The organism is Alteromonas sp. W12 (assembly GCF_001924945.1).
GTDB lineage: Bacteria > Pseudomonadota > Gammaproteobacteria > Enterobacterales > Alteromonadaceae > Alteromonas > Alteromonas macleodii.
This window is the reverse complement of sequence record NZ_LQXH01000008.1, coordinates 259,647-272,877: the sequence shown is the minus strand read 5'-3', so window position 1 is coordinate 272,877 and position 13,231 is coordinate 259,647. Positions and strand designations below refer to the sequence as shown.

Genomic DNA, 13,231 nt, shown 5'->3' with positions numbered 1-13,231 from the left:
CCAGCCCTATCTCACCATGTAACCCGTTAGCGAACTTTAATAAGGATACGTCTTTATTTTTTTGTCGGGCGCGGCCAATTTGGAATATTGCGCTGCTTACCGCGGGCAACGGCTAGCGCGTCTTCGTCTACGGTTGACGTGATCACGGAACCAGCACCTACAGTAGCCCCTTTGCCAATGTTTACAGGCGCGACAAGCGACGAGTTTGAGCCGATAAAGGCATTGTCGCCGATGACAGTTTTGGACTTGTTCACACCGTCGTAGTTACAGGTAATAGTGCCTGCGCCAATGTTCGCTTTGGCACCCACTTCTGCATCGCCTAGGTAGGTTAAGTGATTCGCTTTGGCGCCCTCGCCTAAAATAGCCTTCTTCATTTCCACGAAGTTACCCACTTTGGCATTTTTCTGCATTACTGCACCAGGGCGTAGTCGAGCGAAAGGCCCGACCGTACAGGCTTCACCTACACTGGCTTCTTCAACAATAGAATTAGCTTCAATTACAGCGTTATCGGCAATAGTACAGTTGCGCAGAATACAGTTTGCACCAATGTTGACGTTGCTACCAAGTGTCACCTTACCTTCAACAATAACGTTAACGTCGATAATTACGTCGTTACCGGTTTCAAGCTGGCCGCGTAAGTCAAAACGAGCAGGATCCAGTAAGGTCACGCCATTGGTCATTAGCTCCTCGGCTTGGCGACGCTGAAGCGCGCGCTCCAGGTTAGCTAACTGCAAACGATTATTAACGCCTTCCACTTCTACCGCAGACTGTGGCTGTGCTGACTGAATTCGTTTGCCTTCGGCCGCTGCCATGGCAATAACGTCGGTAAGGTAATACTCACCTTGTGCGTTATCATTGCTTAACTCGCCCAACCAGCGCTTAAGATCAGCACCAGACATCATCATCATACCGGTGTTAATTTCTTTAATTTCACGCTGAGTATCAGTGGCGTCTTTGTGCTCGACTATCGCGGTAATGTTGTCATTCTCACGAATAATACGGCCCATGCCTGTGGGGTCGTCTAGATTTACAGTGAGCAGTGCTAAATCACAGCTTTCCTTTGCAGCTTTTAACGCACTTAGTGTCTCTTCGCGAATAAGTGGCGCGTCGCCAACCAGAACAAGCACGTCTTCATTGTCTTTAATATGGGGTGCCGCTTGCTGAACAGCGTGGCCTGTACCTAACTGTTCGGCCTGTAAGCACCAGTTTAGATTGTCTTCAACAACCGTTGCCTTTAGTTGGTCGCCGCCATGACCGTAGACCAAATGAATATTGTCAGCACCCAGTGATTTTACTGTGTTGATAATTCGCTGCACCATAGGCACACCACCTACTTTGTGTAACACCTTGGGTAACGACGATTTCATACGAGTACCTTTACCCGCCGCTAAAACAACCACTGAGAAAGCCATATAATTCCTTTATTTCGCAAAGAGAATGAAAATCGGAGCATAGTGTAACCAAGGGAATAGCATATGTCAGCGGTTCATTCGTGATAAAAAGCTATTTGCAGGAGTGCGAAAACTAGGTGTTTTCCTTCATTGTTATTTAGTCTAAAGTTAATGATAGTCACCTAGTAGTTCAATATTGCAACAGGTATACTTACCATTATAGGTAAAGTTCAGTCAGGCAAGGGAGCATGCGCAGTCTGTGAACACATTTAGAACACTGCATAGAAGCATTTTAGTGTTATTCGCGGTAGTGGTTATCGCTATCGTTACACTGGTACATTTTAGTATTTCCAAGATTGTTGCCGAGCAGAGTCGCGCGCAACAACAGTCACTTTCGCCCGCAATCTCACTTATTGTGGAGCAACTTTTAAAACCACTCCATATTTCAGAAGCTTTAGGGCATTCCACCGAGTTAGTAGACTTGATGGATGGAGAAACGATTGACCAAGAGGCTGTTTTCAAAACATTGGATCGTCTTGAAAACGAGTTTGGGTTGTCTTTCTTTATTGCCAGCGAGGCAGACAGAAAACAATATAATTCTGATGGCAGCATAATTAACCTGATTGAAGGGGAAGTAAGCTGGTATTTCAAGTACAAGGACTACCCTACCGATGCCGTGGCAGATATCGGTAAATGGGAAGACACCCATTTCTATATTGATATAAAGATCCACGATGAAGATGGCCGCTTCTTGGGATTCTTTGGTGTTGGAAAGAGTCTGCGCAGTTTTATCGAGGTTTTCGATACCTATAAGCAAGAGTACGGCTACGACTTTTTGTTTGTAGATGGTGAGGGTGACATTATGCTGTCTTCTGATCCTAATCTTATTGCGTCTTACTCTGATTTTACTAATTTGTCAGAATTGCCTTGGTATGCCAGCCTTCCCCTTACTATCCAGAACGAGCAGGCACTCAACAATAAATTAGTGACTATCGACCAGAATGATTACCTTATTGCCGAAGTAAAACTTAATCAATTTGGTTGGACGGTGTTTTTACTCAGTCCACTTGAAGAACGCCAGGCTGAAATTTCACAAGCATTTATATTCAGCGTTGTAACACTACTGGTTGTTGTATTCTCACTGTTTTTGCTTATCTACAATCTGTTGTATTACTTCAGAAAAGACATGCAGCCAGATCTGGTTGTTCGCCATACCAACCGTCTTCCAGAAAAAGAGAATTTACAGCTTATCTACAAAACGTTGCTGGCTGAACATAAGTCATTAAGCGTGATGCTGATTAGCATTGATGAGTTTTCTGACATTGTCGACGCTCACGGCAGAAACGCAGGCGACGACTTATTAGATAAAGTTGTGGCCTACTTGGCTGAGCACTTGCGCGAGCAGGATGTATTGGGACGCTGGAGCAGTGCAGAATTCATTATTCTATTGCCACATACCGGCCCGCATGTGGCTTTTGATATGGCACAAAATCTTCGTCACGGCATCGCTACCTTGCCGCCGCTACAAGAGTTACCAGAACTGCTTATTACAGCGTCTATTGGTATATCTTACACCGCGTCACCGCGCGCTATGCACGAAGTAACCGCGCACGCGGAAGACGCGCTTTATCAAGCCAAGCGCGACGGCAGCAACTTAGTAAGAATGCAGCTAATAGACTAGCCCAGGTTTGATTCAATTTAAGCAGGTTTAACCTTAAGGCGTTTTCTTTTGAGAACGTCTGTGGTTAACGCCACACCGAATAAAATCATTAAACCACCCACAATGGTTTGAATTGATAAGTGCTCTTGCAAGAATAGTACACCCCAAATAATGCCAAATAGTGGTACCAGGTAAGCTACAGTAATGGCTTTGGCTGGGCCGATGTCAGCTATGAGTTTGAAATACAAGATATACGCTATGCCCGTGCCACCGACAGCCAGCGCTACCGCATTTACCCATGCATTAACGCTTGGCATTGTTTCTGGCAAGGTCGCAAGCGCGAATGGTGCTAGCATCACGCTGGCCATAGCCTGACTACCTGTAGCGACAACCAGAGGTTTAACCCCCTGCAACCATTTCTTCATCATACACGCGGCTATGCCGTAGCCAGTGGTGGCCAATAATGCAGTCAAAATAGGAAGAAAACTAATATCGCCCTCGCCGAGCTTTTGCTGACTAATAACGGTTACACCTACAAAGCCTACAAAAAGCCCCGCTACTGCTGACTTTGTTAGTTTGTCACCTAACCACAGCCAAGCGACAATGGCGCCAAACATGGGAGCCGTGGCATTTAAAATGGCATTCACTCCTGCCTCTAAATGCAGGCTGCTGTAATTAAACAGGACGAAAGGAACCGCCGTGTTAGCCATGCCCACTAGCGCAATGGCCAACCAGTGGCGCTTTATGTCTTTTACCGACCCTCGTATTAACAGCAATGGTAGCAATACCGCTGTAGCAAGCACGGTACGAATGGCTACTAATACATAAATGCCAAATTCTGGTGCGGCAACACGCATGAATATAAATGAACCGCCCCAGATACCGGCTAACACCAGCAGCGAGATAATGTCTCTTATTGCCATTCTTTTATCACCATTTTCTTATCACCCATTCTTTTATAGCCCCAGCACCCCTTGGGCTCCTTCTAAATTAAGTAAATACTGCTTACGCGGTAAACCACCTGCGTAGCCCGTTAGGGTTTTATTACTTCCGATTATACGATGGCAAGGTACAACAATAGCAATAGGGTTACGACCATTTGCCATACCCACGGCGCGGACAGCTTTTGGCTTGCCAATGGCTTTTGCGATATCTAAATAGCTAGCGGTTTCGCCGTATTTAACGTGCTGCAAAGCATCCCACACCTGATTCTGAAACGCCGTACCTTTAGGGCAAAGCGGTAGGTCAAACTCGCGTAACGTACCGTCAAAGTATGCCTGTAATTGACTGCACGCTGCTTCGGTGATGGCGTTTTTTTGCGAATGAAGGTCCTTGCTTAGCGCGCTTTCTTGCGCTGCAGTTTTTCTGCCTATGCCACCCTGCTTCGCGTTGGCCGTATTACCTGATTCAGCGGCACTCACGAACTCGATAGCCGTTATGCCTTCATCAGTGGCTTCAACTTTAACAAGCCCCTGTATGCTGTTCACGAAATCTGTATATTTCATACTTACGACTCTCTTTACTGATTGCTTAAATGCCACAATTGAAGGGTTAAATAGCTGCGCCAAGGTGCCGCTTTTTCGGGCGCTATGGGGTACTGCTGCGCCATTTTACGAACGATCAAATCACCGCCAAGATAGACGTCAGGATTTCTCTCCCCCCGCATTTTTAAATAGTCGAGCGTCCACGGGCCCACGCCTTTAATGGCGAGTATGTCTTCATGGCTTGGCATGTTACCGTTTATGAATAAACGAGCAAAATGACGTACTGCCTCTTTTCTCGCCTGTGGCATACGTAAGAATTCAAGACTGTTTTCGGCCACACTTTCAGGCGAGGGAAAGCTGTAGCGTTCACTCGTTATAGATTCAAGACCGTTTGACGGGAGCGCATCAGATACCGTTTCGCCCAGCTGATGTACCAGTAAAGTCACCTGGCCAATAGCCGCTTTTACACTAACTTGCTGGCCTACAATAGCCCGGCAGCCGCTTTCAAATACGCTCCATGCACTGGGAAGGCGTAGCCCAGGCGTTAACTTGCTCGGCGGTAACCCAGACTGCAATAGGCTTTGTTCAATTAAAAGCGGGTCAGCGTGAAGATCTAGTACCTGCTTTATGTTCTCAATTATCGTATGAAGACGACCTAAATCAGGCATGTCGATGAGAAGTTTGAATCCGTGGCGCGCCTCGTCGTGAATGGCTTTAAAAAAGCCTACACTTTCATTGCATGAAAAGTATCGCTCATAGCTCTCGTCCGTTACTCGTTCCATGCCTTCAATAGCGCGAGTTGCCAAGAAATCTCGTACATAGGGCCAATTGTACGGCGGCCGATAAGAAAGAAATAAAGAGATAGCCTTTTGTTGAACCGGCTCTTTTTTTCTAAGCTGGGTAGGAGACGTAGCGCAATATTGCTCTATGGCACGCTGCAGTTGTCTCAGTGATTGATAGCCTGCCGTAATTGCGATATCTGTCATAGATAAATGAGTTTGTTGAATAAGCTGCTTTGCAAACAAAGTGCGCTGCATATTTTGAAACTGCTTAGGCGGTATGCCCACAGCATTGACGACCAACTTATTAAGGTAACGCTCACTAATACCCAACCGCATAGCAATATCCGCAACCCGCTCAATGGGAATAACAGATAGCAGCGACAACGCTCGGTTAATCGTTGCGCCCACGCCTTTCCACGCCGCTGAACGAGGTGCACTGTCTGGTCTGCAGCGAAAACATGGACGATAACCATGTGCCATTGCCTGTGTGGCGTGTTGAAAGTAAGTCACATTCTCTTCTTTAGGAAGTCGCGCTGGACAGCTTGGCCTACAGAAAATACCGGTTGTTTTTACCGCCACAAAAAATCGTCCGTCAAAGCGCGGATCTCTGCTAAGTCTTGCTTTTGAAAGCACTGACTCAGCAGTTGTCGAATTTTCTGAAGCCCCCATGTCTGAGACAAAAAGATTGTCTGGCATTAGAATGCGCTTCCCACCTGTCGTTTATCACCTTTATCTAGTGTATCGTGCATTTGCCCTGTTGGTGCGACAAAATCAGAACTCAATAATTACAAATCTTGCTAGTCGAACTTTTCTTCCTTTCTTGCATATTCTTACAACGGTTCGCTTACCGCTAGAATAAATCAAATCATTGAAGAGATAGTGAGCATAATTAGCGACATTTGATCATTGGAGCAGCTAAACGCATAATAATGCGATAATAATAATGAGCGCCTGATGGATGTATCAGAAAACCACGGGCTTAACGAGCTGACTGTATGCTGAACTCTTTGCGCACCTTCAAGCTGCGCCTGTCTAAAATTTGGCTGATAGCGATGCTAATAGTCATTACACAAAGCGCTTTTGCGGATTGGCTTGATGACTATGCTAGTTACGTTCAAAAGGAAGCCTCAAAATACAACGTGCCTGGTTATGCGTTTGTGTTTTATGAACAGGGCAAAGCGCCAAGGGTTTACGTATATGGAAGTACCCGCAAACGCGGCGGAGAGAAAGTTACAGAGAACACAGTATTCAGGCTAGCTTCTGTTTCAAAAACCTTTACTGCGTTGTTGTCAGCTAAACTTGTAGAAAAAAACCAGCTTAGCTGGGAAACGCCGATAACCACCTTATTACCCGACATTCCTTTTAAAGGCAAAGGAATGAATGCGCTGCAACTGCAACATATCGTTGGCCAATCTAGTGGCTTTATGCCCAACGCTTACGACAACCTTATTGAAGCTGACTACTCGCTGGAGCGCGTGCTTAAATCCCTGGGCGAGCTTGAACCACTGTGTGCGCCGGGTGAATGCTATACCTATCAAAATGCACTCTTTGGTGCGCTGGAATACTACTTCAGCAACAATAATACCTCTTACTCACGACAGCTTCAGGCCAACCTGTTTGCACCACTAGGTATGAAAACAGCCAGTGTTGGAAAAGGCGGATTGCTTGCATCAGAATCATGGGCTCAACCTCATATTGCTATCGCCAGAAATAAATGGCGCGAAGGAAAGGTAGAAAGCAACTACTACCGGTTCTCTCCAGCTGCTGGCGTTAACGCTAGCATTTCAGATATGACGATTTATCTGCAAGCGCTGCTAGGCGAGTTCCCCACGGTCATATCCGATGAAATGGTGGACTATGTCACTACAGAGCGCGTGAAAACGAAGCGTGAAACCTACCGCAGAGGTTGGCGCGGCATGATTGACGATGCTCACTATGGTTTGGGTTGGCGTATTTACGACTTAAATGGATTACAGCTTAACTATCATGGGGGTTGGGTAAAAGGCTATCGCGCTGACGTGGCGTTTTTGCCTGAACACAAAGTTGGCTATGTGATGCTGATGAACGCAGAGTCGAATATGATTAATTCAACGACAGCCGAGTTTTGGAAGCGTTACTTGAAAAAAGCCGACGCAGATAAGTAATATCGGCATCGGCTTTTAGGTACTTTCATTCAGATATTAAACGCTACTGTTTTAGATAGGTATAACCTGCCAAACAGTTTTCGTAAAAATCAGTCCAGCGAACCCCTTCACGAGGGTTCAATTTTCCGTCCCACACTTGCTTGTCTATCATGCGTTTTACGTCTGATGCCATTGCGCGCGGGTTATACTGCATAACGTTAAGTACATCTTCTACCGATGACCCCTTCACCACTTCTTCAATGTAAAAGTCTTCAGGATCGTCGTCATAGCTGTAAATATGCACTTCATTTAAGCGACCAAACAAGTTGTGCATGTCGCCCATAACGTCTTGATAAGCGCCCGTTAAGAACAAACCAATGTAGTACGGCTCATCTTTCTTAAGTGGGTGCATTGGCAGTACGTCAGTAATTTCACGGCCAATAGTGAACTGATCAATTTTACCGTCGCTATCACAGGTAATATCCACTAGCGAGCAATTGACCGTTGGCTCTTCATTCATACGAATAAGAGGCACTACCGGCAGCAGCTGGTCGATGGCCCATGTATCAGCAGCCGACTGGAATACAGAGAAGTTACAAAGGTACTGAGACGACAAACTGTAATCTAGCTCTTGAAGCTCTTCTGGAACATATTCTTCGTTGCGATACCACTGCTGTAAGCGACCCATAATTTGCCAGTACAGCGTTTCGATTTTGCCCAGCTCTTCAAGTGACAACACGCGTAATTTAAATGCATCTAGCGCTTGCTCTTTATACTGCGACGCATCGTTGTAAATTTCATGCATGTTCGTTTGTTCATCAAACGTGTCTGCAAGTTCGCGCATATTCTTAAGGAAGAAGTGTTCACCCGCTTTTGCTGATGTATCCATTTGCGACGCATTCGACTTAATTTCGCCCACAATTTCCGTGATAACACAGCTGTGATGCGCAGTGATTGCACGTCCACTTTCACTAACCAGATGCGGATGCGGTACGCCTTCAAGGTCGCACATTTCCTTCATGCCATAGACAACGTCAGCAACATACTCTTGCATGCTGTAGTTACGCGACGATTCATTAGTTGAATTACTGCCGTCGTAATCGATACCAAGGCCACCACCTACATCAACATAATCTAGCTCGAAGCCCATTTTGTGAAGGTCTGCGTAAATACGCGCGCCTTCGGTTACCGCTTCTTTAACCGCACGAATGTCTGTTAATTGGCTACCAATATGGAAATGCAGCAGCTTTAAGCAGTGCGCCATGCCTTGCTCTTCAAGGTAGCGGGCTGCGTTAATGATCTCAGTAATGGTTAAACCGAATTTCGCACGTTCACCACCAGAGCTTTCCCACTTACCACGACCTTTCACCGTCATTTTTGAGCGCACACCAATGATAGGATCGATATCCAGCTCTTTGGCTATTTTTACCAGAAGAAGAAGCTCGGTGTATTTTTCAACTACTACCACAACGCGGCGACCCAGCTTTCTTCCTAACAGCGCAAGACGCATAACTTCGTCGTCTTTATAACCATTTAGGATAGTCAGAGACTCTTCGTTAGTATTCATGGCAAGCACAGTCAGAAGCTCGGCTTTTGACCCCGCTTCTAAGCCATAGTTAAATGGCTTGCCCGCATCGACAATTTCCTCAACGACTTCGCGCATTTGGTTTACTTTTACCGGATACACACCTTGGTACTGGCCTTGGTATTCGGCTTCTTCGATGGAGCTTCTAAATGCTTTGTTCAAGCCTGCAACTTGCGAGCGCAGAATATCGTGGAAGCGCACTACAACAGGAAACTGTACGCCTTCTTTGCGGATATCTTCAATTACCGAATTAAAGTCGATTCGAATGCTAGGATCTTCAGGAACAGGGGTAATATGGACGTTGCCGTTTTCACCAATTTGAAAATAGCCGCCACCCCATTGAGACACGCCATAGACGCGCTCCGCTTCTTCGATGCTCCAATCTGACAATTTATTCACCTATTTGTAAGTGGGCTAGGCCAATACCTAGCATAGAAAGTGCGAAAATAAGCAGCGTATTATAGTCAACGTAAGACTGAACGCGATAGTTGTTGCGATATAAAATATCTATTGTCGCGACGAATTTTGTTTATCGAACGCGGGCTTTTTTAGCCTATCCAAGTTCGAACATAATCTATAACAACGTTATCTGCTTTTTCTTCACAATGGGTTATAAACTCTGAGATGCTTTGAGTACGTTCAAGTTCAAATCCCAGTTTAATTGATGGCGCGCTAAAAAACTTTTCTGCAATGTGATCAGCATCAGTTGCTTCATCTTCTAGCCATGTCTCGCTGAGCTGACTTCGCCTATCTAATTTGATGGGTGCTTTTATTTGATTGAAGGTATCAGAATTGGGGATTTGCCAACTACGCATGTCTACAAATAAGTGAAAGGGTCGGCCTTTACGGGTTTTCAAGCAATCAGAAAGCTTAGCAAGGTACTGAATGTTCGTGGACATATCCCACTTACCGCGAAGCGTGACCAAAATACAATTTCTAAACGGCTCAATATGAAAAGGGGTCGTAGACATTTACTCGTACATCTCTATGCGACTATATGAATAGCTAACTCAACATCTATAGCATTCACATACTAGAGCTGATAAGCATCAACTACAACTATAGTTGAGTACTTTATAATTAAGTTTAATACCCAATAAAAAGGCCTGTGTTTTAAACAGGCCTTTATAGAAGATGTCTCAAAGAGATACGCTGTATTAGTCGTCTCCGAACTCGCGAATAATGCTGTTAATAGTGTCTTTAGCGTCACCCAGAACCATGCGCGTGTTGTCTTTGAAAAACAGTGGGTTGTCTACACCGGCAAAACCGGCATTCGCAGAACGCTTAAGTACAAAGACCGTTTTCGCACGATGTGCTTCGATAACTGGCATTCCGTAAATAGGGCTGCCTTTCATCTCTTTGGCTGCTGGGTTAACAACATCGTTTGCACCGATAACAATAACCACGTCATAGTTTTCCATACGAGGGTTAACGTCATCCATCTCGTATAGTTGGTCATAAGGCACGTCAGCTTCTGCCAATAACACGTTCATGTGGCCCGGCATACGCCCCGCTACAGCGTGAATGGCGTAATCAACCGTACAGCCATTTTCCTCTAGCAACGACTGAAGTTCACGTACCGCATGCTGCGCTTGCGCAACCGCCATACCATAACCAGGCACCACCAGTACTGCTTGCGCTGCTTCTAATACATAAAATGCATCTTGCGCCGACAGTACTTTAATCTCGCCTTCTATTTTTTCGCCGGCCTCGACTGGCTTGGCAAAGCCAGACAACAACACATTCATCAATGAACGGTTCATGGCCTTACACATAATATTGGTAAGAATTAAGCCTGACGCGCCTACTAATAAGCCGGTAACAATCAATATTGTGTTGCCTGTAGCAAGACCTGCCGCCGACGCTGCTACACCTGAGTAACTATTTAACAGCGCAATAACCACCGGCATATCTGCACCACCAATTGAAATGGTAGCCCACAAGCCGAAACTTAGTGACAACGCAATAGCACAGTATATCCAAAGTGGGTTGCTTGGGTCGGTAGTAAAGAAATAACCAATCACCACCATGCCAATTAGATGCAAGATGCTTAGCTCGCGAAGCCCTGTGAAAATAACGGCTTTAGAGCTCATTTTTCCTGACAACTTACCCCAGGCTACCACCGAGCCAGAGAACGTAATGCCCCCAACTAAAATTGTGAAAAACAGGGTAATAAAAGTAAACGCACTTTCAGTTTTAAGAGTAATTAGGCTCATTCCGGCTAATGTTGCCCAACCCAGAAGCAATGACGCTGCGCCACCAAAGCCATTAAATAACGACACCATTTCTGGCATTGCCGTCATTTCAACGGTCTTGGCTTTCCACGCACCAAAGGCGCCACCAATAACAAAACCTAGCAGGATGTAATGATAGCTAATGATCTGCTGGTCAAGCAGGGTGACGACGACAGCAACCAGCATACCAATGGCAGAAATAAAGTTACCTTTTTTCGCGGTATCTGGATGGCTAAGTAACTTAAGTCCTAGTATAAATAGTGCCGCAGCTACTACGTACGCAAGGTTTATTACGGTTACGATATCACTCACTTGCGTACTCCTTATTTATCTTTTTTCTTGAACATGCCAAGCATGCGATCAGTAACGAGATAACCACCCACCACGTTGATGCTGGCCAGCGCCACCGCTGCGGTACCAAGAATGGTCGTTAGCAAGTTGTTGTCGCTACCCGAGGCTACCAATGCTCCCACTAACGTAATACCCGATATCGCGTTAGAGCCTGACATTAAGGGTGTATGTAAGGTTGCTGGGACTTTTCGAATTAACTCAAAACCCAAAAAAGCAGCCAGTAGCACGATGAAAAGTAGGTAAATGATTTCCATGATTAGGCTCCTTTGTATGCGTTGTTAAGCATGTCGTTGGTGATGCTACCGTCGTGGGTAATAACACAGCCGGCCAGAATGTCGTCTTCTAAATTCAGCCCAAAGGTTTTGGTTTCATCGTCAAAGAACTCATCCACAAGGTTGTAGATGTTATTGGCGTACATGTCGGTGGCGGCTTTAGCCACATACTGGCTCCAGTAACCATTACCAATTACCTTTACACCGTTAACTTCAACGGTTTCGCCAGCAACCGAACCTTCAACATTACCACCTGATGTTGCGGCCATATCTACAACCACACTGCCCGGCTTCATGAGTGCTAATGTATCTTTTGATATGAGCACTGGTGGTTTGCGACCAAATAACTGCGCTGTCGTAATAACAATGTCAGAGTCGGCAATCGCGTCGCGTTGCGCTTCTTGCTGCTTCGCTTTTTGTTCATCGGTCAGTTCTTTTGCATAACCGTCCTTCGTTTGGCCTGTTTCCCCAATGTCGATCTTAAGGAATTTGCCACCTAGCGATTCTACTTGCTCAGCCACCACAGGGCGGGTGTCATAAGCAAGTACGTTTGCGCCTAAGCGTTTCGCGGTTGCTATGGCTTGAAGACCCGCTACGCCAGCTCCAATAATAAATACCTTTGCTGGTTTTATTGTTCCTGACGGTGTCATCATCATAGGTAATATTGATGGCAACTGATTCGCCGCCTGCATCACCATTACGTAACCCGCAAGACTCGCTTGCGAGCTCAATGCGTCCATTTTTTGTGCACGAGAAGAACGAGGGATCATCTCTACAGAAATAGCGGTTAGCCCCTTTTCTGCAATAGACTCAACAAGCGATTGCTGAAAGAAAGGGTCGAGATGGCCTACCACAATGGCCCCTTTTTTCATCAACGCTAGCTGTGCATCGGTGGGTTTGTTCACCGCCACCAGCATATCTGCTGTTGATAATGCATCATTCACATCATCGATGACAGTCACGCCTACATCTTTGTATTCTTTATCTGAATACCCTGAGTGTACGCCCGCCCCCGCTTCTAGCAGTAAGGTCGCCCCTTTTTTCACCAGACGCTGTGCACTACTAGGTGTAGCCGCACATCGCTTCTCCACATTATTTAGCGGATCTGGCGCTTTTGACTCATTTAATATTATGATTTTCACACGCTTCTCCTCACATTCCGGCTATCCGAGAATGACACCCTTTAAACAGTACTAAGCCATTTTATTCACTTATGCCTAGCATTCTCTAGCGAAATCAAAAACAGAACAGGCAATTTCTGTATTTATTTTGCTTCGAATAGCACCCCTCATTCCGCTTATTTTTCAAGCGAAACTGCGGCAAAGCTACGCTATATGGGCATACATCAC

Annotated in this window: 11 protein-coding genes; 2 read left to right on the top strand and 9 right to left on the bottom strand. The window is 45.7% G+C overall.

The window, feature by feature from the left end:
- Positions 1-53: 53 nt before the first annotated feature.
- Positions 54-1,412 (bottom strand): bifunctional UDP-N-acetylglucosamine diphosphorylase/glucosamine-1-phosphate N-acetyltransferase GlmU, encoded by a 1,359-nt coding sequence (glmU, locus tag AWH61_RS12570; RefSeq protein ID WP_075177223.1) that lies wholly within the window; start codon positions 1,410-1,412, stop codon positions 54-56.
- A gap of 238 nt (positions 1,413-1,650) precedes the next feature.
- On the opposite strand from glmU, the gene AWH61_RS12565 reads away from it, so the two are divergent.
- On the top strand, positions 1,651-3,072 hold the full coding sequence (locus AWH61_RS12565; protein WP_014977725.1) for a sensor domain-containing diguanylate cyclase: 1,422 nt from the start codon (positions 1,651-1,653) through the stop codon (positions 3,070-3,072).
- A gap of 17 nt (positions 3,073-3,089) precedes the next feature.
- Here the strand turns inward: AWH61_RS12565 and AWH61_RS12560 are convergent, their stop codons facing one another.
- From AWH61_RS12560 to AWH61_RS12550, 3 genes are read right to left on the bottom strand one after another with little or no spacing between them, the layout of a single operon-like run.
- Positions 3,090-3,974: a DMT family transporter gene (locus AWH61_RS12560; protein ID WP_075177222.1), complete on the bottom strand. Its 885-nt coding sequence runs from the start codon at positions 3,972-3,974 to the stop codon at positions 3,090-3,092.
- Between the two features lie 33 nt (positions 3,975-4,007).
- Complete coding sequence (locus AWH61_RS12555) at positions 4,008-4,556, bottom strand: methylated-DNA--[protein]-cysteine S-methyltransferase (RefSeq protein WP_075177221.1); 549 nt, start codon at positions 4,554-4,556, stop codon at positions 4,008-4,010.
- Between the two features lie 14 nt (positions 4,557-4,570).
- Positions 4,571-6,013 carry a DNA-3-methyladenine glycosylase 2 family protein gene (locus tag AWH61_RS12550; protein WP_083605933.1) on the bottom strand — a complete coding sequence of 481 codons (1,443 nt, stop codon included), beginning with the start codon at positions 6,011-6,013 and terminating at the stop codon, positions 4,571-4,573.
- Between the two features lie 299 nt (positions 6,014-6,312).
- Here AWH61_RS12550 and AWH61_RS12545 point away from each other — a divergent pair, with 299 nt between their 5' ends.
- Positions 6,313-7,461: a serine hydrolase domain-containing protein gene (locus tag AWH61_RS12545; RefSeq protein ID WP_075177220.1), complete on the top strand. Its 1,149-nt coding sequence runs from the start codon at positions 6,313-6,315 to the stop codon at positions 7,459-7,461.
- A gap of 43 nt (positions 7,462-7,504) precedes the next feature.
- On the opposite strand, the gene speA is transcribed toward AWH61_RS12545, so the two are convergent.
- The 5 genes from speA to AWH61_RS12520 form a co-directional block, all read right to left on the bottom strand.
- Positions 7,505-9,415, bottom strand: coding sequence for a biosynthetic arginine decarboxylase (gene speA, locus AWH61_RS12540; RefSeq protein ID WP_014951242.1), 1,911 nt, complete (start codon positions 9,413-9,415; stop codon positions 7,505-7,507).
- Between the two features lie 158 nt (positions 9,416-9,573).
- On the bottom strand, positions 9,574-9,996 hold the full coding sequence (locus tag AWH61_RS12535) for a hypothetical protein (RefSeq protein ID WP_039229060.1): 423 nt from the start codon (positions 9,994-9,996) through the stop codon (positions 9,574-9,576).
- Positions 9,997-10,182: 186 nt separating this feature from the next.
- A complete protein-coding gene (locus tag AWH61_RS12530; protein WP_014951244.1) occupies positions 10,183-11,571 on the bottom strand; it encodes an NAD(P)(+) transhydrogenase (Re/Si-specific) subunit beta in 1,389 nt (462 codons plus the stop codon).
- A gap of 11 nt (positions 11,572-11,582) precedes the next feature.
- On the bottom strand, positions 11,583-11,864 hold the full coding sequence (locus tag AWH61_RS12525; RefSeq protein ID WP_014951245.1) for an NAD(P) transhydrogenase subunit alpha part 2: 282 nt from the start codon (positions 11,862-11,864) through the stop codon (positions 11,583-11,585).
- Positions 11,865-11,866: 2 nt separating this feature from the next.
- Positions 11,867-13,024 carry an NAD(P) transhydrogenase subunit alpha gene (locus AWH61_RS12520; RefSeq protein ID WP_039229059.1) on the bottom strand — a complete coding sequence of 386 codons (1,158 nt, stop codon included), beginning with the start codon at positions 13,022-13,024 and terminating at the stop codon, positions 11,867-11,869.
- Between the last annotated feature and the right edge of the window lie 207 nt (positions 13,025-13,231).

Excerpts from the sequence above, each read along its gene's own strand:
- glmU (WP_075177223.1), bottom strand. The coding sequence starts at position 1,412 with ATGGCTTTCTCAGTGGTTGTTTTAGCGGCGGGTAAAGGTACTCGTATG.
- AWH61_RS12560 (WP_075177222.1), bottom strand. The coding sequence starts at position 3,974 with ATGGCAATAAGAGACATTATCTCGCTGCTGGTGTTAGCCGGTATCTGG.
- AWH61_RS12555 (WP_075177221.1), bottom strand. The coding sequence starts at position 4,556 with ATGAAATATACAGATTTCGTGAACAGCATACAGGGGCTTGTTAAAGTT.
- AWH61_RS12550 (WP_083605933.1), bottom strand. The coding sequence starts at position 6,013 with ATGCCAGACAATCTTTTTGTCTCAGACATGGGGGCTTCAGAAAATTCG.
- AWH61_RS12545 (WP_075177220.1), top strand. The coding sequence starts at position 6,313 with ATGCTGAACTCTTTGCGCACCTTCAAGCTGCGCCTGTCTAAAATTTGG.
- AWH61_RS12535 (WP_039229060.1), bottom strand. The coding sequence starts at position 9,996 with ATGTCTACGACCCCTTTTCATATTGAGCCGTTTAGAAATTGTATTTTG.
- AWH61_RS12525 (WP_014951245.1), bottom strand. The coding sequence starts at position 11,864 with ATGGAAATCATTTACCTACTTTTCATCGTGCTACTGGCTGCTTTTTTG.